Genomic DNA, 21,060 nt, shown 5'->3' with positions numbered 1-21,060 from the left:
TCAGCTCTGCTGGGTCTGGACAGCCGGACGGGCACCGGCGTCGGCGGCCGGACGGGCACCGGCGTCGGCCGACGGCAGGGTGAGGGCACGGCCCGGCAACCACGGCACGTTCCAGCCGGCCATGGTCAGCACGGCGTCCAGCAGCAGTCCGGTGAAACCCCACACCACAAGCCCGGCGGCGGAGAAGGCGGGGCCGCGATAGCCGCCGGACAGGCCGACCCAGCCGCGGTTGGCCGGGTCGGTCAGCTCGCCGACCGGCACCCAGGCCACCGCGGACGTCTCGGCCGGGTCGACGACGCGCACCGCGGCCGGGTGCTGCTGCACGGCCAGCACCGGCGTCACCAGATGTCCGGAGAAGCTCAGCGGCAGCGGGCGCAGCAGCGCGATCGGTTGTACCTGCGCCGGGTCGAGGCCGGTCTCTTCCTCGGCCTCGCGCAGCGCGGTCTGCACCGGCGTTTCGCCGGGGTCGGCACGGCCGCCGGGGAACGCGGGCTGGCCGGCGTGCGACCGCAACGTGCTTGCCCGCGCGGTCAGCAGCACCTGCGGCTCGGGGTCGGCCGCCAGCAGGATCAGCACGGCGGCCGGGCGGGACTGTTCGGCAGCCGACTCGGCCGGTGGCTCGGAGACGGCGGAGTCGTCCGGGTCGTCCTGCGCGGTCGCCACCGGCTGCCGGCCGGTGAGTCGGCCCAGCGGGCCAGGCAGCGGACGATCGACGGCGGCAAGCAGCGGCCGGACGAAATCGGGTGCAGCGGCGGCACCCGGCAGCCGGGTTCCCGCTGCGTCGCTCCGCAGATCGGGTTGGCTCACGTGACGGCCCCGGCGCCGGCTCCGGTGCCGACCGGCAGCCCCTCGGCGTCAAGGCCCACCAGTGCCAGCAGGTGGTCGCGTTCCGGTCCAGTGATCAGCGCGGCGGCGACCGTCGGCTCCGTCGGGCCGGTGCCGTAGGACGGGCACAGCGGGGCCAGCAGGCAGGCACCGCAGGCCGGCTTCTTGGCGTGGCAGATCCGGCGGCCGTGGTAGATCGCGCGGTTGGAGAACTCGGTCCACATGGCGGCGGGCAGCTGGCCCGCCAGGTCGCGTTCGGCCTTGACCGGGTCGGTGGCGTCGGTCAACCCCCAGCGCCGCAGCAGCCTGCCGAGGTGGGTGTCGACAGTGATGCCGGGTTTGCCGAAAGCGTTGCCCAGCACCACGTTTGCCGTCTTGCGGCCGAAGCCGGGAAGCGTCACCAGCTCGTCAAGGGTGTCCGGGAGCACCCCGTCGAAGCGCTCGACAAGCGCCTGGCCGAGGCCGATCAGGGAGTTGGCCTTGTTGCGGAAGAAGCCGGTTGACTTGATCAGCTCTTCGAGTTCGGCACGGTCGGCGGCGGCGTACGCGGCGGCGTCGGGGTACTTCGCGAACACCGCGGGGGTGACGAGGTTGACCCTGGCGTCTGTGCTCTGCGCCGACAGCACGGTGGCCACCGCGAGTTCCAGCGGCGTGGTGAAGTCGAGTTCGGCCGGCGCCTGCGGGAACTCCTCGGCCAGCAGCCCGGCGATCTTGCGGGCCCTGCGGGTGCGGGCCAGCGGGCTGGCGGGCACGCTCGCCGGCTTGCGGGTGCGCGGCCGGCTGGTCCGCTGTGGGGCAGGGCGGTCGGACATGCAGTCAGGTTGCCACAGCTTGCTGACAAGCCCGCCGGAAAGGGCTGTGCGCTGCGAGCCTGGCTCGCGCGGGCCTGCCGATGGGCCACAATGAGCAGCGCTATGGAGTTCCTCGTGCTGCTCATCCCGGTCCTGCTGCTGATCTTCGCGCTGCTCATGGAGCGGGTGGAGAGCCGGCTGCACCGCGCATCGGTCAGCGAGGAGGAGGTCGAGCAGTTCCTGGACAGCGCCCGCCCTGACGAGGTGAACACCTTTATCCGCGAGGGCTGGTCGCGCGCCCTGCCGCGTTTTCGGCGCCGTCGCCGCGCTGGTCGGTGACAGGGTCCTTCCTCGGCACGCCGGTCTGCCGGGCGTGGGGGCCGATGCCTAGACTGTGCTGACCAATAATTGTGACGAACAACCCACTGGTCGCCCGCGCCGCGGGTGCGGTGGGCGAGTTCTGTGCCGCAGGCGGGCCGCTTCGCACCGGCCGGCGCTACCGAACGCGACAAGTTCGACGGGAACGACGGGAGAATCTGGTGGAAGAGAACCTCGCGAAGGCAGGCATCTTCCAAGGTGTCGACCCCGAGGCGGCGAACGAGCTCGGCGACCAGTTGGAGACGGTGGATTACCCGCGGGGCAGCTCCATCTTCTCCGAGGGTGAGCTGGGCGATCGGCTCTACATCATTCTGGCCGGCAAGGTGAAGCTGGGCCGGCACTCCCCCGACGGCAGGGAGAACCTGCTGGCGGTGATGGGGCCGTCCGACATGTTCGGTGAGCTCAGCGTCTTCGACCCCGGCCCGCGCACGTCCAGCGCGACGGCCGTCACCGACGTCCGGCTGGCCACCATGGACCGGGCCAACATGCGCGGCTGGATCGGGCAGCGCCCCGAGATCGCCGAGCAGTTGCTGCGGGTGCTGGCCCGCCGGCTGCGCCGGACCAACAACAACCTTGCCGATCTGATCTTCACCGACGTGCCCGGCCGGGTCGCGAAGGCGCTGCTGCAGTTGGCCAGGCAGTTCGGTCAGCAGGAGTCGGGGCAGCTGCGGGTCACCCACGATCTCACCCAGGAGGAGCTGGCCCAGCTGGTCGGCGCGTCCCGCGAGACGGTGAACAAGGCGCTGGCCGATTTCGGCCATCGCGGCTGGCTGCGCCTCGAGGGCAAGTCGGTGGTCATCCTCGACCCGGAGCGGCTGTCCCGCCGCGCCCGCTGAGCCGGCGGGCCCCGCCGAGATGCTGCTGCGCGAGGTCCGGCCGTGGGGTGGTCCGGCCGCCGACGTGTTGCTCCGCGACGGGGTGATCGCCGAGATCCGCCCGCACGCTGCCGGCGCCGGCGGGCAGCGGTCGCAGGTGGACACGGTCGACGGCGCCGGCCGGCTGCTGGTGCCGGCGTTGGTGGACGCGCATGTCCATCTGGATTCGAACCGGCTCGGCCTGCCCTTCCGCGAGCACACCGCCGGCACCGCAGACGCGCCGGCCACCCTTGCGCAGCTGATCGGTAACGACAGGGCGCACTGGCGCGAGGACCCTCCGGTCGCCGAGCGGGCGGCCACCGCGATCGGGCTGGCGTTGGCGCGGGGCTGTACCCGGTTCCGTTCGTACGCTCAGGTCGACACCGACTGCCGGCTGGAGCGGCTGGAGGGGGTGCTGGCGGCGGCGCAGCAGTTCGCCGGACGGGCCGAGGTCACGGTGATCGCGTTCCCGCAGGCCGGGGTGATCACCGACCCCGGCGTCGCCGATCTGCTGGCCGCGGCGCTGCAGGCCGGTGCCGGGATCATCGGCGGGATCGACCCGTGCGGGCTGGATCGCGACCCGGCCGGCCAGCTCGACGTGGTGTTCTCCCTCGCCCAGCGCCATCAGGTACCTGTCGACATCCACCTGCACGAGCGCGGCACCCTCGGTGCGTTCTCGATGGAGTTGATCGCCGAGCGCACCAAGTCGCTCGGCATGGCAGGTCAGGTCACCATCTCGCACGCCTTCGCGCTGGGCGCGAGCAACGATGACGCCACCGTCGGCCGGCTGGTGGAGCTGTTGACCGACAACGACATTGCCGTCGCGACCGTGGCGCCGGCCGGTACCGGGACGCTGCCGCTGCGGCGACTGACCGACGCCGGTGTCAGGGTCGGGCTTGGCCAGGACGGCATGCGCGACTACTGGTCGCCCTACGGCGATGCCGATCTGCTGGACCGCACCTGGCAGCTGGCGTTCACCCAGAACTACCGAGCCGACGCATTGATCGACTATGCGTTGGCGGTGGCGTCCATCGGTGGCCGCAGCGTGCTCGACCCGCAGGCGCCGCGGCTGGGCGGTGTGCACGACCGGCCCGGCCTGGCCGTTGGCGACCCTGCCGAGCTGTTGGTGATTGACGGCGATTCGGTGACGGCCGCGGTGATGGACCGCTCCGGCGACCGCACCGTGCTGCACCGCGGCCGGGTGGTGGCCGACGGACTGGCGCTGGTCGGCCGCCGGTACCGCACCGGGCACTGACCCGGGACTGCGTGCCCGCCGCCGATGCTGACAGGCTCGCCGATGACGACAGGCGCTTGCTGACTACGACAGCGGCTCGCTGATCGGCTTGGCGCCGACCGTCGGCCAGCTCTTGGGCCCCGCGCTGCCGGCCGGGTAGGTGTCCAGCGGCACCTTGTCGGCCTTCCAGGCGTTCAGCACCGGCTGCACCACCCGCCAGCAGTCGACGGCGGCGTCGCCGCGCACCGCAAGGCTGGTGTCGCCGGACAGCACGCTGGAGATCACCTCGCCGTAGGGCGACAGTTGACCAGGGCCGAAGTCGGCCGTCATCACCGCAGGGTCGATCTCCAGGTAGTTGCCCGGCCCGTTGACGTTCAGGTTCAACGTCATGAAGGCCGGGTCGATCCCGATGAAAAGCCTTTCAGGGATCCAGGTTCCGGTGAAGCCGTCCGGCACCCGCGGCGGCGGTTTGAAGGTGACGATGATTTGTTTGTTGCCGGTGCCGAGGGCCTTGCCGCTGCGCAGCGTCACCGGCACGCCGGCCCAGCGCCAGGTGTCCACCTCGACGGTGATCTCGGCCAGCGTCTCGGTCTTGCGGGACGGATCGACGCCGGGCGACTGGGCGTAGGCCGGGAACGTGCGGCGGCCGACGCTGCCCGCGGTGTACCTGGCCCGGTGCGAGGAGCCGACCGGATCGTCGTTCCAGATCTTGGTGGCGCGCAACACTTCCGACTTGCGGTCGCGCAGATCCGGTGCCGTCAGGGTCGGCGGCGCGTCCATCATCAGCACCGACATCACCTGCAGCAGGTGCGACTGGATCATGTCCACCAGCGCACCGGCGCCGTCGTAGTAGCCGGCCCTGCCCTCAAGGCCGAGTGCCTCGTCGATGATGATCTCGATCTTCTCGACGTGCTCGGCATTCAGCACCGGTTCCAGCAGTCGGTTGGCGAAGCGCAGGCCGAGAATGTTCAGCACGGTCGACTTGCCGAGGAAGTGGTCGACCCGGAAGATCTGCTCCTCCGGCACCACCTTCTGCAGCAGCGCGTTGAGCTTCTCGGCGGACGAAACGTCGGTGCCGAACGGCTTTTCCAGCACCAGCCGCAGCCCGGCAGGCAGCTCCATGGTCGCCAGGGTCTGGCACACCTTGGCGGTGACGGCCGGCGGCAGCGCGAAGTAGATCGCCGTGCTGCCTTCGGATTTGGCCAGCAGCGCGGCCAGTTGTTCGGCATCGGTCACGTCGGCTTGGACGTACTCGGTGTCGGCTGCGGCGGCGCGCACCAGCGGGCCGCTGTAGTCGGCAAACGCCTTGCGTACCCGGCTGTCCCACTTGCTCGCCGACCAGTCCTCCATGCCGGATCCGATGAGCTTGAGCGGCGTGCCGTGGTCGCTGGCCAACAAGCTGCCGAGACCTGGGAGCAACAGCCGCCCGGTCAGGTCGCCGCTGGCGCCGAGGATCAGCAGGGTCTGCCGCTGCGGCGTGCGGCCGCGGCCCTTGCCAGCCGAGCGGGTTGAACGGGCCGAGCGGGCCGGCCGGGCCGACGTTGCGGAGCGGACCGGGCGAGTGGACCCGGACGTGGCCCGTTGGGCAGACACCTTTGCCGTTGACGTCTTGCTGGACGTCTTGCTGGTGGACGTCTTTCTGGTGGACGTCTTGTTGGCGGACGCCCTCTTGGCGACCGGCTTCGCGGCGGACGTCCCCTTGGCCGCCGGCTTCTTGGCGCCGGTCCTGCGGGAGCTGCTCTGTGCCATGGTGAACAGGGTGCCAGGTGGCTCGGCGGACCGCAGCCGCCACCCCGATCCCGCGGCTGCTTTTGTGCCGGGAATCGGCGCGACGGTCAGGCCCGCTGCCAGCTGCCGACGGTGACGTCGGCGGTCACCGTCACCGGGTCTGCGAGGGTGGCAATGGCGGCGGCGAGCTGCTCGGCGCTGCGGTGCCGCGCGGTCGGGCCCATGCCGACCAGGTGCTCGATATCGTTGTGCGACAACGTCATCGGAAACCTGACACGGGTGGCGTCCCGGGGCGTGAACGCACCGGCGGCGTCGTCGGCCAGCCGCTGCGCCTTGCCGGCGTCGACGGCGAGCAGGCCGAGCGGCTCGCGAAGTTCGGCAAGGTGGTCCGGTTCCGGGGTGACGGTGACCAGCGTTCCGCCCGGCCGCAGGATGCGCGCCAGCTCGGCGGGCGCCCGCGGGGCGAAGATGACGGTCGCCGCGTCGGCGGCGGCGTCGGCCACCGGGAGCCGGCGCCAGACGTCGGCCCGGACGGCGGCATGCGGCGGCGAGCCGCGAACCACCTGCCGCAGTGCATGATCGGAGTTGTCCAGCACCAGGCCGACCTCCGGGGCCACCGCGCGCAGATAGTGGCCGGTGCCTCCGCCGACGTCGACGGCCACTCCGGCCCCGGGAATCGCCGCAGCCACCGCCGCCATGATCGGCCCGTAGTGACCGGCGTCCAGGAAGGCGACCCGGTGGGCCACCATGTTCGCGGAGTCGGCGGTGCTGCGGTTGGCCTTGGCGTCGAACAGGGTGAGGTAGCCGTACCGGCTGAGATCGAAGGGGTGCGGCCGCGGCCCCGCGCAACTCACGGTGCGGTGGGTGCCCGTCACCAGGGCGGCGCCGCAGTGTGGGCAGCGCAGCAGCTCGAACGCCCGGCGCAGCGCTGCCGGGAGTGCGCTCGAACCTTTCGCCGAGTCAGTCACGAGCACTGAGGCAGCCGTGTTCGGCCAGGTAGTCCAGTTGCGCGGCAACGCTTTTCGCCGCAGCGGCCCGTACCCCGTCGGCAATGTCGGTGTACACCGCGTCGACCACGGTATCGATCACCGCCGTTCTGGCCCGCGGATCGTCAAGGCTGGAGAGATCGCCGAGTTGGTCGCACACCGCGGCCACCTGGGCCAGGCGTTGCTTGCGGTGTTCGCGGTACTGCCTGCACACCGCAGCCAGATCGCTGCGGCGATCGCCATGGGCGGGCAGTACCGCGACGTTTCCGTAGCTTTCCAATCTGTCCAGCGTGCCGAAGTAGTCGGCGAGGTTCCCGTCGGGGTGGGCGATCACGGTGGTGCCGCGGCCGAGAATGGTGTCGCCGGTGAGCATCGCGCCGGTGGTCGGGGCTGTGTCTTGCTCGAAGTCTTGCTCGAAGTCTTGCCCGATGCCTTGCCCGATGCCTTGCCCGAAGTTTTGCCCGAAGTCGTGCTCGAAATCCGGCACCAACAAGCTCACCGAGTCGTCGGTGTGACCGGGGCTGGCGACCACCTCAAGGCGCACCCCTGCGGTTTCGGCGACGTCCAGCATCCCCGACGTCAGCGGCGCCGCGCCGTGGCAGTGGTCAGGGTCGACCGCGCGCACCGGCACCGACGTCCACTCGTGCAGCCGGGCGGAACCGGCGGTGTGGTCGGCATGCCGATGCGTGATCAGCACCAGCGCAAGGTCGCGCTGGGCCAGCGCGCGCAGGTGCTCGTCGTCGTCCGGCCCGGGATCGACCAGCACCGACGGGCCGGACGCGTCCGCCGCGATCAGGTAGCTGTTGGTGCCGTCCAAGGTCATCGGGCCCGGGTTGTCCGCCCGGATCGTAGTGATGGCAACGGATGTGGTCATCCGGATTCCGTTCGGGTGGCGCGGTTGATCCAATGCGCACGTCCGCGCTGTCGATCCGGGCCCGCGTCGACGACGGCGACGGCGACGGCGACGAAGTAGCGCAGGCGCAGCATCGAGACCTCGTCGAGCACGGCCGCACTGCTCATAGCCGCCAGCCTATTCGACCCGTTCGCGATCGCCGGGCTGTCCAGCCATACGGTGATCGAGTTCGTGCCGTCCCGCACGTCCGACCGCTGGCCTTCCGGATAGTTTGAGCAGATGATCCCGATCGCCAAGGCTCAAGAGCAGTTCGCCCCGGCGGGCGTCTACCTCAACAGCGCGACGGCGGGTTTGCTGCCCACTGCCGCGTTCGACGCCGTCACCGCGGCGCTGGCGGCGGCTCGGGCCGGCACCGCTCAGGCCGCCGACTACGACGCCCCACTGGAGCAGGCAAGAGCCGGATTCGCTGCTGTCGCCGGCGTTGCGGTGGACCGGGTGGCGGTCGGCAGCCAGGCGTCAGGGTTCGTCGGACTGGTGGCGGCCGCGCTGCCGGACGGCGCCGAGGTGGTGGTGCCAGAGGGCGAGTTCACCTCGGTGACCTTCCCGTTCGCCGCGCAGGGCCGGCTCACGGTCACCGAAGCGCCGCTGGCCGAGCTGGCCGGCGCGATCGGCCCTTCGACCGCCGCCGTGGCGGTCGCCGCGGTGCAGTCGGCGGACGGCACCATCGCCGACCTGCCGGCGATCGCGGCGGCTTGCAGGGCCAACAACACCCTTTCGGTGATCGACGGCACCCAGGCCTACGGCTGGTATCCACTGTCGGCTGGCGAGTTCGACGTCACCGTGTGTTCGGGATACAAGTGGCTGCTGGCGCCACGCGGCACCGCCTTCATGACGGTGCGACCGGAGGTCGCCGAGCGGCTGATCCCGTTGTCCGCCAACTGGTACGCCGGCGCCGACCGCTGGTCCAGCATCTACGGCCTGCCGCTGCGACTGTCCGACGACGCCCGCAGGTTCGACCTGTCGCCGGTGTGGCACTCCTGGGTGGGGGCGGCGCCGGCCATGGACCTGCTCACCGAGGTGGGCGTGCCGGCGCTGCACCAGCACGCGGTAGGGCTGGCCAGGCGCTTCTGCGCCGGCGTCGGGCTGCCCGAGGGCGACAGCGCCATCGTCAGCGTCGACCTGCTGCCCGGCGGCGCCGAAGCGGTCGCCGCGGCCGGCATTGTCGCCGCGGTCCGCGCCGGGCGCCTGCGATTGTCGTTCCACCTCAACAACTCCGAGGCGGACGTCGACACTGCCGTCGCCGCCTTGGCTCGGTTCGTCGCTAACTGAGCCCCAACTCGGCCGCGGCCCGCGAGATCTGCGCGGCCAGCTTCGCATCCCGCCGGCTCAGGCCGCCGATGTCGTGACTGGACAGCCGCACCGTGACGCTGCCGTAACGCAGGTCGACGTCAGGGTGATGGTTCGCGGCCTCGGCCAGCTCACCGATCTTGTTCACCAGCCGCAAGCCGGTGGCGAAGTCTTTGGTGGCAAACTCGGCCGTCACGCCGGCCGACTCGGCTGAGCCCGCAGCCACGGTCCAATCGGCCACCCCGTCGCTGTCGCTGAACTCCTGAGCAGTGATGGCATCTGTCATAACCGGTCACGCTAGCCGTAGTCTGCTGCGGTGGCTCGGTCCGATCGCAGTGCTGCAGCGTTTCCGACGTTCGGTCCGAGCGAGGCACTGCCAGGCCGGCCGCAGCGCGTCCTGGTGGCGGGAGTCAGCGGTAGCGGCAAGACCACCCTCGCCGGTCGGATCGCAACGCAGCTCGGCATCGAGCACACCGAACTCGACGGGCTGTACCACGGGCCGCGCTGGCAGCCACGTGTCGAGTTCGTCGAGGAGGTCACCGCGCTGGCCGACCGGCGGCACTGGGTCACCGAGTGGCTGTACCGGCCGGCCCGGCCGCTGCTGGCTGCCCGCGCCGACCTGCTGGTCTGGCTGGATCTGCCAATCGCCCGTTCGCTGGCGCAGGTGGCCAGGCGAACCCTGCGGCGCCGGTTGCGCCGAGAAGTGTTGTGGAACGGGAACATCGAGCCGCCGCTGTACACACTGTTCACCGACCGAGAGCACGTATTGCGGTGGGCATGGACCACCAGGCACAAGTACCCCTCGCTGCTCGCCAGGGTCGCCGCCGAGCGCCCTGACCTGCCGATCGTCCGGCTGCGCAGCCACGCCGCGGCTGACGCCTGGTTGGCCGGGCCGCTCAGCGCGGCGACATCGGAACGCCCAGAGCCGGATACTCCCGACCACCGGCCGCCACCCGCAACTGCTCCCCGGGAGCCGACACCACCCGCGGGGTGATCGCCGGGATCGGGCCGGCGGAATCGGCGGCAGCCAGCGCGGCTGCGACGCTGTCGGCATCCTGCAATCCGGTGAGCAGCGCGACGGTCGGCGGCAACATCGCCACCGCACCGGACCTGGCCTGCCGCAACGCCTCCGCGGGCCGCAGCCATCGAACGAGCTCCGCCTCGGCGCCGCGTGACACTGGTTCGGCGGACGACGGGCAGCGGGCCAGGAAGAAGAAGGTGTCGTACCGGCGCGGCTGGCCCTGCGGGGTGATCCACCTGGCCAGCGGATGCAGCGCCTCGGCATCCAGCCGTACCCCGGTTTCCTCATCCAGTTCCCGGACGGCAGCGGCCAGCACGGCGGCAGCGTCGCCAGCATCGATGCCGAAGCGCTCGGCGGTGCGCTGGGTGCTGGCCGGCTCCGGCAGCACCGCCGGGTCGGGCTGGTCCGTTGTGCCGTCGAAGGTCTCCACCCCGCCACCGGGAAACGCCGTCATCCCACCGGCAAACACCATGCCGGCCGCCCGTTGCAGCACGAACACCTCGGGCCCAGCGGCGGCGCCTCGCGCTCCGGGCGCGCCGTCCCGCAGCAACAGCACGCTGGCGGCGCGGCGGATCGGCTGCTCTGACACCGCTGGAGCGTAACGCCGCTGCCCGCGCACACCATCCGAACATTCTGAAACAACATTTCTGGATCTCTTGACATCGTTGTCAGGTGGGAGTGAACTTCAGTCTCAGTAAGCCGCTGTCTCACTACCGGCGACATCTTCAGCTACGCCGTGTATCCGCAGCTGACCGGCGGGCCGATCGCCGGCAACGTACAGAACGCCAGCCGCTCGGTGGCCGTCGATCTGCTGTTCACCGACGGCAGCCGGTTGTCCGACACCGGCGTTGTCGCCAACAACGGCGCCCCGCTCGATCCGCGCGCGCAGGCCGGCAAGCTCACCGGGCAGGCCTGGAACACGGTGCGGGCGACGATTCCGGCGGCGGCCGGCGGCAAGATGGTGAAGTCGGTGCTGCTGCACTTCGGCAGCGACGTGATCGCCACCGCCGGCAACAAGGACGGCTACCTGCGGGGCTGGATCGACGACGTCGCGCTGCTGCGTCCCACCGGTTGAGCCACGTCCGCACCGTCAGGCGCGTACCTCGACGATGGCCTCGACCTCGACCGGCGCATTGAGCGGCAGTTCGGCGACGCCGACCGCGGACCTGGCGTGCCGGCCTGCCTCGCCGAACACCTCGGCGAGCAGGTCGGACACCCCGTTGATCACACCCGGCTGCCCGGTGAAACCCTCGGCGGACGCAACGAACCCGACCACCTTCACCACCCTGGCCACGTTGTCCAGCCCGACCTCGGAATCGATGATGGCCAACAGGTTCACACCGGCCTGCCGCGCCACCCCGCGGGCGTCCTCCGGCGAGACCTCGGCACCGACCTTGCCGACCGCGACCAGCTCGCCGTCGGCGAACGGCAGTTGACCGGCGGTGTACAGGTAGTTGCCGCTGCGGACCGCGGGCAGGTACGAGCCGGCCGGCTTCGGCACCGACGGCAGCGTGATGCCGAGTTCGGCCAGCCGGTCGGCGACGGAGCCGTCGGCCGCGCTCATGCCTTCGGCCGTTTCAGGTAGGCGACCAGCTGCTCGGGATTCGGGCCGGGGATCACGGCGACCAGCTCCCAGCCGTCCTCGCCCCAGCTGTCCAGAATCTGTTTGGTGGCGTGTGTCAGCAGCGGCACCGTCGCGTACTCCCACGCGGTGCGCCCGTTCTCGGCGGTCATGCGCGCAACTGTATCGCCAGCCCTCGCGCGCGGATCGCACACCGCCACCTATCTTGAGGGCATGGATTGGTGGCGTTGGCTCGCGGCAGTGGTGGAAGCCGTGCTGCTCGGGATCCTGCTGCTGCTCTGGTACGACACCCTGCGCGAACGCCCCGGCTGGAGCTGGCAGCAAGCCGCGCGGCGCCCACTGATCGGCGCCATCGCGATTCCCATCGGCTTCCTTGCGTGCCTGTTCCTGCCGTGGTGGCTGGTGCTGATCATCGTGGCGATCCCGGCGTGCGCGGTGATCGCGATGGCGCTGGCGAGCTGAACGGACCGGCCGTGACCTCACCCACCACCACTGCTGCCCCGCCGACCACGAGTTGGCCGGACAGCTGCGCAATGGCCAGGCTGCACATCGTCACCGGCAAGGGCGGCACCGGCAAGACCACCGTCGCCGCCGCGCTCGCCCTTGCACTGGCCGTCGGTGGCCGGCGGGTGCTGCTGGTGGAAGTGGAAGAGCGGCAGGCGCTCGCCCGGCTGTTCGACCTGCCGCCGCTGCCCTACGCGGAGACCAAGATCGCCGTCGCCGCCGACGGTGGGCAGGTCCGGGCGCTCGCCATCGACGTCGAAGCCGCGCTGCTGGAGTACTTCCAGATGTTTTACAACCTCGGCATCGCCGGCCGGGCGCTGCGCAAGCTCGGCGCCGTCGAGTTCGCCACCACCCTGGCTCCAGGACTGCGGGACGTGCTGCTGACCGGCAAGGTCAAGGAGACCGTCACCCGGACCGACCCGCGCACCAAGCGCCGCGCCTACGACGCGATCGTCGTCGACGCGCCCCCCACCGGCCGGATCGTTCCGTTCCTCAACGTCACCATCGCGATGGCCGACCTGGCGCAGCGCGGGCCCATCAAGAGTCAGTCGGAGGGAGTGGCTGCGCTGCTGCATTCCCCGCAGACCGCCGTGCATCTGGTGACGCTGCTGGAAGACCTCCCTGTTGCCGAAACCCTTGAGGCGGCAGCCGAATTGCGCGAGGCGAACCTGCCGATCGGCTCCATCATCGTCAACGACGTCACCGATCCGCTGGTGCCCGCTGACGCGCTGGACGCCGCCGCCACCGGCCAGTTGGACCAAGCGGCCATCGCCACTGCGCTCGCCGGTGCCGGGCTCAGCTATCCGCCCGGTCAGGTCGATGGGCTGCTCGCCCAGACGCGGGACCATGCCAGGCGCGTGCTCAAGGAGTACGACCTGGAAGCCACCCTGGCCGGCACCGGGTTGCCGATGCTCACGCTGCCGCACCTGGTGGACGGCGTCGACCTTGGCGGGCTGTATGAGCTGGCGGCCATGCTCACCGATCAGGGTGTGCGACCGGCCGCCACGGAGCTGCTGCCGTGAACCCGCCGCCGCTGGACCTGCGCGCGCTGGTCGCCGACCCGACGGTGCGGGTGCTGGTCACCTGCGGCTCGGGCGGCGTCGGCAAGACCACAACGGCCGCCGCGCTGGCCGTCGCCGCCGCCGACGCCGGCCGCAAGGCCGCTGTCCTCACCATCGATCCGGCCAAGCGGCTTGCGCAATCACTCGGCGTCGGCGAGCTGGACAACACCCCGAGGCGGGTCGAGCTCGACACCGCCGGCGCCGACCATAGCGGCGAACTGTGGGCGATGATGCTGGACACCAAGCGCACCTTCGACGACATGGTCGCCGCGCACAGCACGCCGGAGCGGGCCGCCGAGATTCTGGAAAACCCTTTCTACCAAGCCATTTCCACCTCGTTCTCCGGGACGCAGGAGTACATGGCGATGGAGAAACTGGCGAATCTGGCCGCCACCGGGGAGTACGACCTGATTGTTGTCGACACGCCCCCCAGTCGGTCGTCACTGGACTTTCTTGATGCGCCGCAACGGCTTTCGGCCTTCATGGACGGCCGGATGATCCGGATGCTGCTCACCCCCGGTCGCGGGGTGATGCGGGTGGTTGGCGCCGGCCTGACGCTGTTCGCCAGGGCGGTGCGCTCGGTGATCGGCGGGCAGTTGCTGTCCGACGCGGCACAGTTCGTGCGGCTGTTCGAGGACTTGTTCGGCGGGTTCCGTGAGCGGGCCAAGAGCACCTATCAGTTGCTGCGGCAGCCAGGCACCGCGTTCGTGGTGGTGGCGACGCCGGAGAGCGCCGCGCTGCGCGAGGCGTCCTACTTCGCCGAACGGTTGCGGTCCGACGGGATGCCGCTGGCCGGCCTGGTCCTGAACCGCACCCATCCGGTTGACGCGGCGGTGGCCGACCTGCCGGCGGCGTCAGCGGAAACCATCGCCGGACTCGAGTCCGATGCCGAGCGCCCGGCAGCCGAGCTGGCCGGCGCGGCGCTGGCGGTGCACGCGCAGCGAGCGGCCATCGCCGAGCAGGAAAAGCGAATGCTGCTCCGGGTCAGTGCCGCGCATCCGGAGCTGCCGGTGCGGCAGGTCCCTGCGCTACCGGTGGACGTGCACGACGTCGACGATCTGCGGGTGCTCGCCACCCGGATGGGTGACGGCTGACCGGTCGCGGTTCAGCCGGCGGTCGCCGCGGTGGCGTTGTCGCGGGCGGCCAGCAGGACTTCCCGCCAGCTCCGCACATCCGGGCTCTTGCGCAGAATGGCGCGGCGCTGCCGTTCGGTCAGCCCGCCCCACACCCCGAACTCCACCTGGTTGTCCAGCGCATCGGCCAGACACTCCACCTTTACCGGGCAGCCCTGGCACAGCCGGGCGGCCTCCCGCTGCGCAGCACCGGTGACGAACAGCAGGTCAGGGTCTTTGGTGGCACAGACCGCCCTGGTGGTCCAGCTGCGGTCGACGGCGGTCGGGAACAGCGGGGTGCCGGTGTCGGCTGCCTCGTCGACGGCGGGGGTCGGTACCACCCGCAGCGCGCTGGTCTCGGCGTTCTTGCTCATCTCAGGCCCCTGATCTCGTCATTGCCCTGTGGCGTGTCTGACTCGTCCACACCGGGGCGATGCCCGGTGCTTTTCCTCGCTTGTGTGGCCTAGGACGCAGCGCTACGGCCGGCCGTTCCCTGGTTTGTTGTCGATTCGTTGACTCGGTTCGCTGTCCACGGCGTCCGACAGGCGACGCGGGGGTGAGCCGCGCGCCGCGCGCACGGGACGGCGCCCCAGCTCGGGCCGGTAGCCTTTGCCCGTGCGTGCGATGAGCGGATTCGGCCGACTGGTGGTCGGGACGCTGCTGGCCGGGGTGCTGGTGGCCGGCCTGCTGCTGCCCGTCGGCGTCGGGCTCGGACTGGCCTCGAACAAGGTCACCGACACCATCCAGGCCGTCCCCGAGGACGACTTCAACGCGCCGGTGCCGGAGCGTTCGGTGATCACCGACGCCAACGGCAAACCGATCACCTACGTGTTCGACCAGAACCGGGAATCGGTGGAGAGCGGCGACATCGCCGACGTGATGAAGCTGGCCGTCATCTCGATCGAAGACCGGCGCTTCTACAACCACGGCGGCGTCGACTACTTCGGCACCCTGCGGGCGCTGCTCAAGACCAACGCCGGCACCACCCAGGGCGGATCGACCATCACCCAGCAGTACGTCAAGAACTATCTGTTCCTGGTGACAGCCAAGACCGAGGGCGAGCGGCAGGAAGCGATCGCGCAGACGCCGATCCGCAAGCTGCGGGAGGCGAAGCTGGCCCTGCAGCTGGCCAACAAGTACTCAAAGGACGACATCCTCACCCGCTACCTGAACCTGGTGGCCATCGGCCCGTCCACCTACGGCGTGCAAGCGGCGGCGGAGCGCTACTTCTCCACCACCGCGCACGACCTGACTTTGCCGCAGGCCGCGCTGCTGGCCGGGATGATCAACAACCCCAACAAGTTCAACCCGATCCGGCGTCCGGACGACGCGCTGAAGCGCCGCGATCTTGTGCTGGATTCGATGGCGGTGGCCAAGGTGATCACGCCGGCCACCGCGGCCAACGCCAAGAAGGCGCCGCTCGGGTTGAAACCGCAGTTGCCGCCGAACGGTTGCCTCGACGACAGCGCGCTCAACATCAACACCTACGGTTTCTACTGCCAGTACACGCTCGACTTCCTGGCCAACAACGGCATCGACGGCGCCAAGCTGTCCACCGGCGGCTACACCATCAAGACCAACCTCGACCCGAAGGCCATGGCCGACGCCAAGAAGGCGGTCAACGACCAGGCCGATCCGCAGGCCAACAAACGGATCGCCAACGTGCTGACGGTAGTGCAGCCCGGCGCCACCACCCGCCGCATCTCGGCGCTGGTGTCGAACCGATCGTGGGGCCTGCCCAACCCTGGCCCTGACAGCGGCATCGTCAAGGGCGACACCACCCAGAAACTGACCAACACCTTCGCCCCGCTCGGCGCCGGATCCACCTTCAAGGTGTTCACCGCTGCGGCCTCGTTGAACGCCGGGATGGGCATCTACAACGACGTCGAGGTGCCCAAGGAGTACCGCTCGCCGTTGGTGCCCGCGCACCCGTTCACCAACCCGGAAGACTTCCCCGGCTCCATGCAGATGCAGGACGCGCTGGCGCAGTCGCCGAACACCACCTTCGTCGAGCTGCAGGATCAGGTCGGCCTCGACAAGGTGGTGCAGATGTCGGTGAAGCTCGGCCTGCGCGGGTACACCCTGCCCGCGGGTGAGATCACCCCGCAGTTCGCCGGGGCCGGCACCGACTACGCCGCCGAGGTGGTGCGGCAGAAGATCGCCTCGTTCTCGCTCGGCGTCACCCCGGTCAGCCCGCTCGAGCTGGCCAACGTCGGGGCCACCCTGGCGTCCGAGGGCATGTGGTGCCCGCCGACCCCGGTGGACAGCGTCACCGACGCCGCCGGGAAGATCACCCCGCTGAACCTGGCGCAGTGCGAGCAGGCCGTCCCCGCCGGCCTTGCCAACGCGTTGGTGGAAGGCATGCAGGGCGACCTGGCCAAGCCCCAGGGCACGGCGCATGCCCAGGCGCAGAAGGTGAACTGGACCAGGCTGGCCGGGGCGAAGACCGGCACGACGCAGGACTACAAGTCGTCGGCGTTCCTCGGCTTCACCCCGCAGTACGCCGGCGCCGTGGTGATCTGGGACTACCTGCCCAAGCCGCAGTCGATCTGTGCACGAGCGATCGACTCCGAGGGCAAAACAGTTGAGCAGCTGCACTCCTGCCCGCTGTCCGACGCCGAGGACAAGAAGCTCGGCATGGCCGGCGGTTCGGTGCCGGCCGCCACCTGGCTGCAGGCGATGACGGCGCTGCACAAGGGTTTGCCCGAGCAGCCGTTCGGCCAGCCCGATCCGCAGTACCTGACCGGATCCTCCAAGAACACGGTGCCTTCCGTTGTCGGCATGAACATCACCCAGGCAACGCAGCAGGTGCAGGCCAGGGGCTTCAAGGTCAGCACGGTCGCGAACTCGCGCTCCGGCGGCGCCATCAACACGGTGGTGGGCCAGAGCCCGCAGCCGAACTTCGCCACGGTCGCAGGCGCCACGGTGACGCTGCAGGTCGCAACGGGTAGCTGAGGTGCGGTTCAGACATCTCGCCGGCGCCGCGCTGGGCGCCGGGGCACTCGCCACCGGCTGGGCCTTCGGCGTCGAGCCACGGCTGTACACGCTGCGGCGGATCACCCTGCCGCTGCTGCCGCCGGGCAGCTGGCCGATCCGGATCCTGCACCTGACGGACCTGCACCTGCTGCCGCGGCAACAGGACAAGATCGACTGGGTCGCGGCGCAGGCCGCGCTGCAGCCTGACCTGGTGGTGCTGACCGGCGACACCCTCTCGCACCGCGACTCGGTGGCTGCCGCCGAGCGCGCGCTCGGCGGTCTGCTGGACCGTCCGGGGGTATTCGTCCGGGGCAACAACGATTACGTCGCACCGATTCTCAAGTCGCCGCACCATTATTGGTTCGGCAGCAGCCCGCGCCGGGCGCGCACCCCGCTGCCGTGGCGGGAGCTGAGCTCGATGCTCACCGGACACGGCTGGATCGACCTCGACAACGCCACCACCGAGCTGGACGTGCACGGGCAACGCGTGCAGCTGGCCGGGGTGGACGATCCGTACACCCGCCGCGATCGCTACCCGCTGATCGCGGGGCAGGCCGACCCGGACGCGGTGCTGCGGGTCGGGGTGATGCACGCCCCTGAGCCGCGCGTGCTCGACGCCTTCGCCGCGGACGGCTACGAACTGCTGCTGGCCGGGCACACCCACGGCGGCCAGGGTCGGCTGCCGTTCGTCGGTGCGCTGACCTCCAACTGCGGCCTTGACCGCTCCCGCGCCCGCGGGGTGTCCCGCTGGGGTGTCGGCTCGACGCTGCATGTGTCCGCCGGGCTGGGCCACAGTCCCTACATGCCGCTGCGGTTCTGCTGCTTCCCCGAGGCGTCGCTGCTGACCATCACAGCCGGCTGAACGCACGGATTCGGCGGAACGAGCTGCGCAGGCGCAGCCGGCAGAAACGCTTCTCACCCGCCGAGGTTCAGCCTGGCGGCTACTTTGGTCGAGGCGGGCGCCGAGGTTTGACCGATGTCGAGGTCACCCGGCTCGGGCGAACATCGGCCGGTGAACTCCGATCTGGACCGCTCAGGGGTCGCCATTGTCGGCGCGAACACCGGCCGGCTCCGCGACCCGCTGGCCCGGTTCCTCACCCCGGCGCTGCTGATCATGACGTTGTACTGCGCGGCTTATGCGCAGGTATCCACCCTCGAGGCGCATCGAAACTGGGCGACGACGGCGGCGTTCGGCTATGTGGCTGCCGCGCTTGGCTGGCTGATCTCACGGCGGCCGGCGGTTCCGGTCGCGATCGCGGCCTTCTTTGCTGTGCTGCTTCCGGCCGGGCTGTTGCTGCAGCGCGGGATGGCCATGCCGGAGGTCGCGGTGGTGCAGGACGCGGCAGATCGGTTGCTGCATACCGGAAGTCCCTACGCTGCCCGGCCCGAGTCGCTCGACGAGGTGAACCCGTACCTTCCGGTGATGGCACTGTTAGGGCTGCCCGCGGCGCTGGCCGGGCGAACATTCTGGACCGACCCGCGGCTGTTCATCGCGACGATCACCGTGGCCGCGATCGCATGTGCTTGGTTGCTGCTGCGGCCGGCGGGCGGCGGCACCGCGATACCCGGCCGCGGTTGGTGGCTGCCGACGGTGCTGGCGCTGGTCAGCCCGCTCGGCGCGATCGCCCTCACCCTGAGCGGCGTGGACCTGCCGGTGGTCGCGGCGGGCGTACTCGGACTGGCGCTGGTGGCCACCGACCGGCGGCCCGCGGGCGCGGTGGTGCTGGCGCTCGGCTGTGCCGTCAAGTGGACGTGCTGGCCGATCGCGGCGGTGGCCATCGCGATGGCCGTTGCCCGCGGCGGCCGGCGCGCTGGGCTGCGGCTAGCCGCGGCGACGGCCGGCGGTGCGGTGGCGCTGTGTTTGCCGGCGCTCCTGGCGCGCTGGTCCGCGACACCCTGCTGTTTCCGGTCGGGGCGGCCGGCATTGCTACCCCCGCGGGCGATTCCCTGCTGACCGCCCTCTTCCCGGCAGCGGGTTGGCTGCCGCCGCTGGCCATGGCGGTGGTGGCGTCAGCGCTGCTCGCCTTCGGTGTGGCGACGCCCTCCGCGCACCTTCGCGGCCGGGGCGCAGCTGGCTGCCGGTGGACTGAGCCTGCTGTTCTTGATCGCACCGCAGTCCCGGCCCGGCTACTTCGTGATACCGCTGGCACTGCTCGGCGTGACCTGGTCCGGCCGCCTGCTGCTGGGTGGCGGCGCTTCGCGTGCCGGCAGCGATCGCGCTTTTGACCGAAAGTGGCTTCTCGTCGCGGGAACCGCCGCTGGGCCCCGCGTGGAGTGATGAACGAGAAGCCAATTTCGGCCATTTGACCTCTGATCTATGACCGTCTCGTCAAATCGCAAGTGGGGCCCGCGAACAGCATGCGGGCCCCACTTGCGATTGGTCGGGGTGACAGGATTTGAACCTGCGACCTCTTCGTCCCGAACGAAGCGCGCTACCAAGCTGCGCCACACCCCGAAGACCGGATCGAGTCTATCCGATGCCGACCGGTGCTCCGCACCAATAAGCGCCGGCCTGCAGCGCCGGTGCGGACGCGCACCGCGGCACCGCTCAGCCGAAGCCGCGCGAGTCCTGCTTCAGGGCGGTGTCCACGCACAGCGCCGCCGCAACGGCCAGCGCCTTGAGCGGCCCGTCCAGCTGGGGATCCAACTGCACCAGGTATTTGTCGGCGGTGGTGAACATGGTGGTCAGCACCCCCTCGAAGGTTTTGGTGATGCGCCCGCACTCGCGCCCGGACGCGTCCTGGATGTGGAAATCCCACGCGATCCAGTTCTCGGCGTTCAGCGACCCGACGTCGGCGCCCCCGGCCTCCAGCCCGAACCGGATGCGGCCAAACACGTTGCGCTGCACCAGCCGACCGATCTCACTGCCGTCCGGCGCCTGCACCAGCAGCGTCGATTTGAACACCTTCGCCGGCCTGGTCAGCAGCAACAGCACCTGCCCCGAGGCATCGCGCACCTCCAGCCGGTGGGTGAGGAACTGGTCGTAGCTGGAGACGAACCGGAAGGCCTTCTTCAGACCGGACTGCCCCACCTGCACCACGCGCCCGATCACCGCGCCGTCGGTGCCGTACACGTCGTACTCGTTGGTCAGCTCGATCAGCTTCCGCTTCTGCGAGACAACGAACGTGCTCTCGGTGAACACGTTCCGGCCGCCGGAACCTGGCTGCCCAGAAGGCCCAGCCTGCTGCCCGTACGACGGTGGGGGCGGGGCTGCCGGCGCCTGCCCTACCCCGGCAGCGGCCGGCGGATAGCCCTGGTTCGGCGGCGTACCCGCCTGGTTGGTGAACCGCCCGGACCGCTGCGGAGCCGATTGCTGCGGGGCCGGCTGCCGCGGTGCCGGTCGCTGCGGGGACGGATACTGTGCCGCCGCCGGATACTGTCCCGGCGCCTGAGACCGGGCCGCACCGCCGGAGGCTTCGTTGACGAACTGGCCTGGACGCGCCGGTTCCGGTTCCGGCTCCGGTGGCGGCGCCCCGCCGAATCGCATGCGACCGCCGTATTCGGATCCGGCGACGTGCTGGGTGGACTGCTGCCGCGGCTGAGCGGCCGGCGCAGGGCGGGGTGCCGACGCGGCCGACGGTGACGGATCGGCGGCCGGCCGCACGTGCGCCGTCCACGACGCACCGTTCCACCAGCGCAGCATCGACTGCCCGCCGGCCTCTCCGTTCGGATCGGGGTACCAACCAGCGACGGGATTGCTCACTCCGCCAGTGTGGCAGCGCGATCGGCCCACCGGGTGCGGTACCGGCGGAATCTCGCGATGTGGGTCTGGAATCATGCACTGGGCACCCGCGCCGACGCGGCAGCG

Annotated in this window: 25 protein-coding genes and 1 tRNA gene; 13 read left to right on the top strand and 13 right to left on the bottom strand. The window is 70.5% G+C overall.

All coding sequences use genetic code 11. The features are described from left to right. The gene (locus tag HKD39_RS03860) at window positions 1-807 is read right to left on the bottom strand and encodes an NUDIX hydrolase (protein WP_212753920.1); all 807 of its coding nucleotides are present in this window, start codon (window positions 805-807) and stop codon (window positions 1-3) included. Next, complete coding sequence (nth, locus tag HKD39_RS03855; RefSeq protein WP_171198536.1) at window positions 804-1,637, bottom strand: endonuclease III; 834 nt, start codon at window positions 1,635-1,637, stop codon at window positions 804-806. Before nth ends, HKD39_RS03860 begins: the two co-directional genes overlap by 4 nt. A 102-nt stretch (window positions 1,638-1,739) precedes the next feature. Here nth and HKD39_RS03850 point away from each other — a divergent pair, with 102 nt between their 5' ends. The 3 genes from HKD39_RS03850 (at window position 1,740) to HKD39_RS03840 (ending at window position 4,103) form a co-directional block, all read left to right on the top strand. Further along, entirely contained in the window at window positions 1,740-1,955 is a 216-nt protein-coding gene (locus tag HKD39_RS03850) for a hypothetical protein (protein ID WP_171198535.1), read from the top strand. A 200-nt stretch (window positions 1,956-2,155) separates the two neighbouring features. Next, the gene (locus HKD39_RS03845) at window positions 2,156-2,830 is read left to right on the top strand and encodes a cyclic nucleotide-binding domain-containing protein (RefSeq protein WP_171198534.1); all 675 of its coding nucleotides are present in this window, start codon (window positions 2,156-2,158) and stop codon (window positions 2,828-2,830) included. Between the two features lie 19 nt (window positions 2,831-2,849). Next, a complete protein-coding gene (locus HKD39_RS03840; protein WP_171198533.1) occupies window positions 2,850-4,103 on the top strand; it encodes an amidohydrolase family protein in 1,254 nt (417 codons plus the stop codon). Window positions 4,104-4,166: 63 nt separating this feature from the next. Here the strand turns inward: HKD39_RS03840 and HKD39_RS03835 are convergent, their stop codons facing one another. The 4 genes from HKD39_RS03835 to HKD39_RS03820 form a co-directional block, all read right to left on the bottom strand. Beyond that, a complete protein-coding gene (locus HKD39_RS03835; protein WP_171198532.1) occupies window positions 4,167-5,831 on the bottom strand; it encodes a glucose-6-phosphate dehydrogenase in 1,665 nt (554 codons plus the stop codon). A gap of 86 nt (window positions 5,832-5,917) precedes the next feature. Beyond that, entirely contained in the window at window positions 5,918-6,778 is an 861-nt protein-coding gene (locus HKD39_RS03830) for a methyltransferase domain-containing protein (protein ID WP_171198531.1), read from the bottom strand. Then, on the bottom strand, window positions 6,771-7,670 hold the full coding sequence (locus tag HKD39_RS03825) for an MBL fold metallo-hydrolase (protein ID WP_171198530.1): 900 nt from the start codon (window positions 7,668-7,670) through the stop codon (window positions 6,771-6,773). Before HKD39_RS03825 ends, HKD39_RS03830 begins: the two co-directional genes overlap by 8 nt. After that, entirely contained in the window at window positions 7,667-7,945 is a 279-nt protein-coding gene (locus tag HKD39_RS03820) for a hypothetical protein (RefSeq protein ID WP_171198529.1), read from the bottom strand. The genes HKD39_RS03825 and HKD39_RS03820 overlap by 4 nt, the downstream gene beginning before the upstream one ends. On the opposite strand from HKD39_RS03820, the gene HKD39_RS03815 reads away from it, so the two are divergent. Beyond that, window positions 7,929-8,978, top strand: a complete 1,050-nt coding sequence (locus tag HKD39_RS03815) for an aminotransferase class V-fold PLP-dependent enzyme (RefSeq protein ID WP_171198528.1) — start codon at window positions 7,929-7,931, stop codon at window positions 8,976-8,978. The two genes, HKD39_RS03820 and HKD39_RS03815, sit on opposite strands and share 17 nt — an antisense overlap. Here the strand turns inward: HKD39_RS03815 and HKD39_RS03810 are convergent. Continuing rightward, window positions 8,971-9,282 (bottom strand): 4a-hydroxytetrahydrobiopterin dehydratase, encoded by a 312-nt coding sequence (locus tag HKD39_RS03810; RefSeq protein ID WP_171198527.1) that lies wholly within the window; start codon window positions 9,280-9,282, stop codon window positions 8,971-8,973. The genes HKD39_RS03815 and HKD39_RS03810 overlap by 8 nt on opposite strands. Window positions 9,283-9,312: 30 nt before the next feature. Between HKD39_RS03810 and HKD39_RS03805 the strand changes: the two genes are divergently transcribed. Beyond that, window positions 9,313-9,990: a P-loop NTPase family protein gene (locus HKD39_RS03805; protein ID WP_212753919.1), complete on the top strand. Its 678-nt coding sequence runs from the start codon at window positions 9,313-9,315 to the stop codon at window positions 9,988-9,990. Here the strand turns inward: HKD39_RS03805 and HKD39_RS03800 are convergent. Continuing rightward, a complete protein-coding gene (locus tag HKD39_RS03800; RefSeq protein ID WP_171198526.1) occupies window positions 9,893-10,606 on the bottom strand; it encodes an NUDIX domain-containing protein in 714 nt (237 codons plus the stop codon). The genes HKD39_RS03805 and HKD39_RS03800 overlap by 98 nt on opposite strands. A gap of 147 nt (window positions 10,607-10,753) precedes the next feature. On the opposite strand from HKD39_RS03800, the gene HKD39_RS03795 reads away from it, so the two are divergent. Next, the gene (locus tag HKD39_RS03795) at window positions 10,754-11,092 is read left to right on the top strand and encodes a hypothetical protein (RefSeq protein WP_171198525.1); all 339 of its coding nucleotides are present in this window, start codon (window positions 10,754-10,756) and stop codon (window positions 11,090-11,092) included. 15 nt (window positions 11,093-11,107) lie between these two features. Here HKD39_RS03795 and HKD39_RS03790 read toward each other — a convergent pair whose 3' ends face one another. Next, a complete protein-coding gene (locus HKD39_RS03790) occupies window positions 11,108-11,581 on the bottom strand; it encodes a RidA family protein (protein WP_171198524.1) in 474 nt (157 codons plus the stop codon). Next, window positions 11,578-11,751 (bottom strand): Sp36 family protein, encoded by a 174-nt coding sequence (gene sp36 / locus HKD39_RS03785; protein ID WP_171198523.1) that lies wholly within the window; start codon window positions 11,749-11,751, stop codon window positions 11,578-11,580. The genes HKD39_RS03790 and sp36 overlap by 4 nt, the downstream gene beginning before the upstream one ends. Between sp36 and HKD39_RS03780 the strand changes: the two genes are divergently transcribed. From HKD39_RS03780 to bagB, 3 genes are read left to right on the top strand one after another with little or no spacing between them, the layout of a single operon-like run. Further along, window positions 11,750-12,061 (top strand): hypothetical protein, encoded by a 312-nt coding sequence (locus HKD39_RS03780; protein ID WP_171198522.1) that lies wholly within the window; start codon window positions 11,750-11,752, stop codon window positions 12,059-12,061. The two genes, sp36 and HKD39_RS03780, sit on opposite strands and share 2 nt — an antisense overlap. 11 nt (window positions 12,062-12,072) lie before the next feature. Then, on the top strand, window positions 12,073-13,125 hold the full coding sequence (gene bagA / locus HKD39_RS03775; RefSeq protein ID WP_484549463.1) for an ATPase BagA: 1,053 nt from the start codon (window positions 12,073-12,075) through the stop codon (window positions 13,123-13,125). Then, the gene (gene bagB, locus HKD39_RS03770) at window positions 13,122-14,258 is read left to right on the top strand and encodes an ArsA-related P-loop ATPase (protein WP_171198521.1); all 1,137 of its coding nucleotides are present in this window, start codon (window positions 13,122-13,124) and stop codon (window positions 14,256-14,258) included. The genes bagA and bagB overlap by 4 nt, the downstream gene beginning before the upstream one ends. 11 nt (window positions 14,259-14,269) lie before the next feature. On the opposite strand, the gene HKD39_RS03765 is transcribed toward bagB, so the two are convergent. Next, window positions 14,270-14,650: a WhiB family transcriptional regulator gene (locus tag HKD39_RS03765; RefSeq protein WP_171198520.1), complete on the bottom strand. Its 381-nt coding sequence runs from the start codon at window positions 14,648-14,650 to the stop codon at window positions 14,270-14,272. Between the two features lie 250 nt (window positions 14,651-14,900). Here HKD39_RS03765 and HKD39_RS03760 point away from each other — a divergent pair, with 250 nt between their 5' ends. The 4 genes from HKD39_RS03760 (at window position 14,901) to HKD39_RS03745 (ending at window position 19,530) form a co-directional block, all read left to right on the top strand. Beyond that, a complete protein-coding gene (locus HKD39_RS03760; RefSeq protein WP_246232086.1) occupies window positions 14,901-17,231 on the top strand; it encodes a transglycosylase domain-containing protein in 2,331 nt (776 codons plus the stop codon). 1 nt (window position 17,232) lies between these two features. Next, window positions 17,233-18,114, top strand: a complete 882-nt coding sequence (locus tag HKD39_RS03755) for a metallophosphoesterase (protein ID WP_171198518.1) — start codon at window positions 17,233-17,235, stop codon at window positions 18,112-18,114. Window positions 18,115-18,228: 114 nt separating this feature from the next. Continuing rightward, entirely contained in the window at window positions 18,229-19,206 is a 978-nt protein-coding gene (locus tag HKD39_RS03750; protein WP_171198517.1) for a hypothetical protein, read from the top strand. 147 nt (window positions 19,207-19,353) lie between these two features. After that, the gene (locus HKD39_RS03745; RefSeq protein ID WP_171198516.1) at window positions 19,354-19,530 is read left to right on the top strand and encodes a hypothetical protein; all 177 of its coding nucleotides are present in this window, start codon (window positions 19,354-19,356) and stop codon (window positions 19,528-19,530) included. Between the two features lie 100 nt (window positions 19,531-19,630). Here HKD39_RS03745 and HKD39_RS03740 read toward each other — a convergent pair. Both HKD39_RS03740 and HKD39_RS03735 read right to left on the bottom strand, forming a co-directional pair. After that, window positions 19,631-19,707 (bottom strand) — tRNA-Pro (locus tag HKD39_RS03740). 93 nt (window positions 19,708-19,800) lie between these two features. After that, on the bottom strand, window positions 19,801-20,955 hold the full coding sequence (locus HKD39_RS03735; RefSeq protein WP_212753917.1) for an LURP-one-related family protein: 1,155 nt from the start codon (window positions 20,953-20,955) through the stop codon (window positions 19,801-19,803). Window positions 20,956-21,060: the final 105 nt, after the last annotated feature.

This window comes from Nakamurella aerolata, from assembly GCF_013002705.1.
Classification (GTDB): Bacteria; Actinomycetota; Actinomycetes; order Mycobacteriales; family Nakamurellaceae; genus Nakamurella; species Nakamurella aerolata.
Note: the sequence above shows the minus strand (reverse complement) of the source record. Positions and strands in the feature narration are given on the sequence as shown.

Bases quoted from the DNA above. Each gene is read 5' to 3' on its own strand.
- nth (WP_171198536.1), bottom strand. From the start codon at position 1,637: ATGTCCGACCGCCCTGCCCCACAGCGGACCAGCCGGCCGCGCACCCGC.
- HKD39_RS03780 (WP_171198522.1), top strand. From the start codon at position 11,750: ATGCGCGCAACTGTATCGCCAGCCCTCGCGCGCGGATCGCACACCGCC.
- HKD39_RS03765 (WP_171198520.1), bottom strand. From the start codon at position 14,650: ATGAGCAAGAACGCCGAGACCAGCGCGCTGCGGGTGGTACCGACCCCC.
- HKD39_RS03825 (WP_171198530.1), bottom strand. From the start codon at position 7,670: ATGACCACATCCGTTGCCATCACTACGATCCGGGCGGACAACCCGGGC.
- HKD39_RS03835 (WP_171198532.1), bottom strand. From the start codon at position 5,831: ATGGCACAGAGCAGCTCCCGCAGGACCGGCGCCAAGAAGCCGGCGGCC.
- HKD39_RS03840 (WP_171198533.1), top strand. From the start codon at position 2,850: ATGCTGCTGCGCGAGGTCCGGCCGTGGGGTGGTCCGGCCGCCGACGTG.
- HKD39_RS03750 (WP_171198517.1), top strand. From the start codon at position 18,229: ATGTCGAGGTCACCCGGCTCGGGCGAACATCGGCCGGTGAACTCCGAT.
- sp36 (WP_171198523.1), bottom strand. From the start codon at position 11,751: ATGACCGCCGAGAACGGGCGCACCGCGTGGGAGTACGCGACGGTGCCG.
- HKD39_RS03760 (WP_246232086.1), top strand. From the start codon at position 14,901: ATGAGCGGATTCGGCCGACTGGTGGTCGGGACGCTGCTGGCCGGGGTG.
- HKD39_RS03790 (WP_171198524.1), bottom strand. From the start codon at position 11,581: ATGAGCGCGGCCGACGGCTCCGTCGCCGACCGGCTGGCCGAACTCGGC.
- HKD39_RS03810 (WP_171198527.1), bottom strand. From the start codon at position 9,282: ATGACAGATGCCATCACTGCTCAGGAGTTCAGCGACAGCGACGGGGTG.
- HKD39_RS03850 (WP_171198535.1), top strand. From the start codon at position 1,740: ATGGAGTTCCTCGTGCTGCTCATCCCGGTCCTGCTGCTGATCTTCGCG.
- HKD39_RS03815 (WP_171198528.1), top strand. From the start codon at position 7,929: ATGATCCCGATCGCCAAGGCTCAAGAGCAGTTCGCCCCGGCGGGCGTC.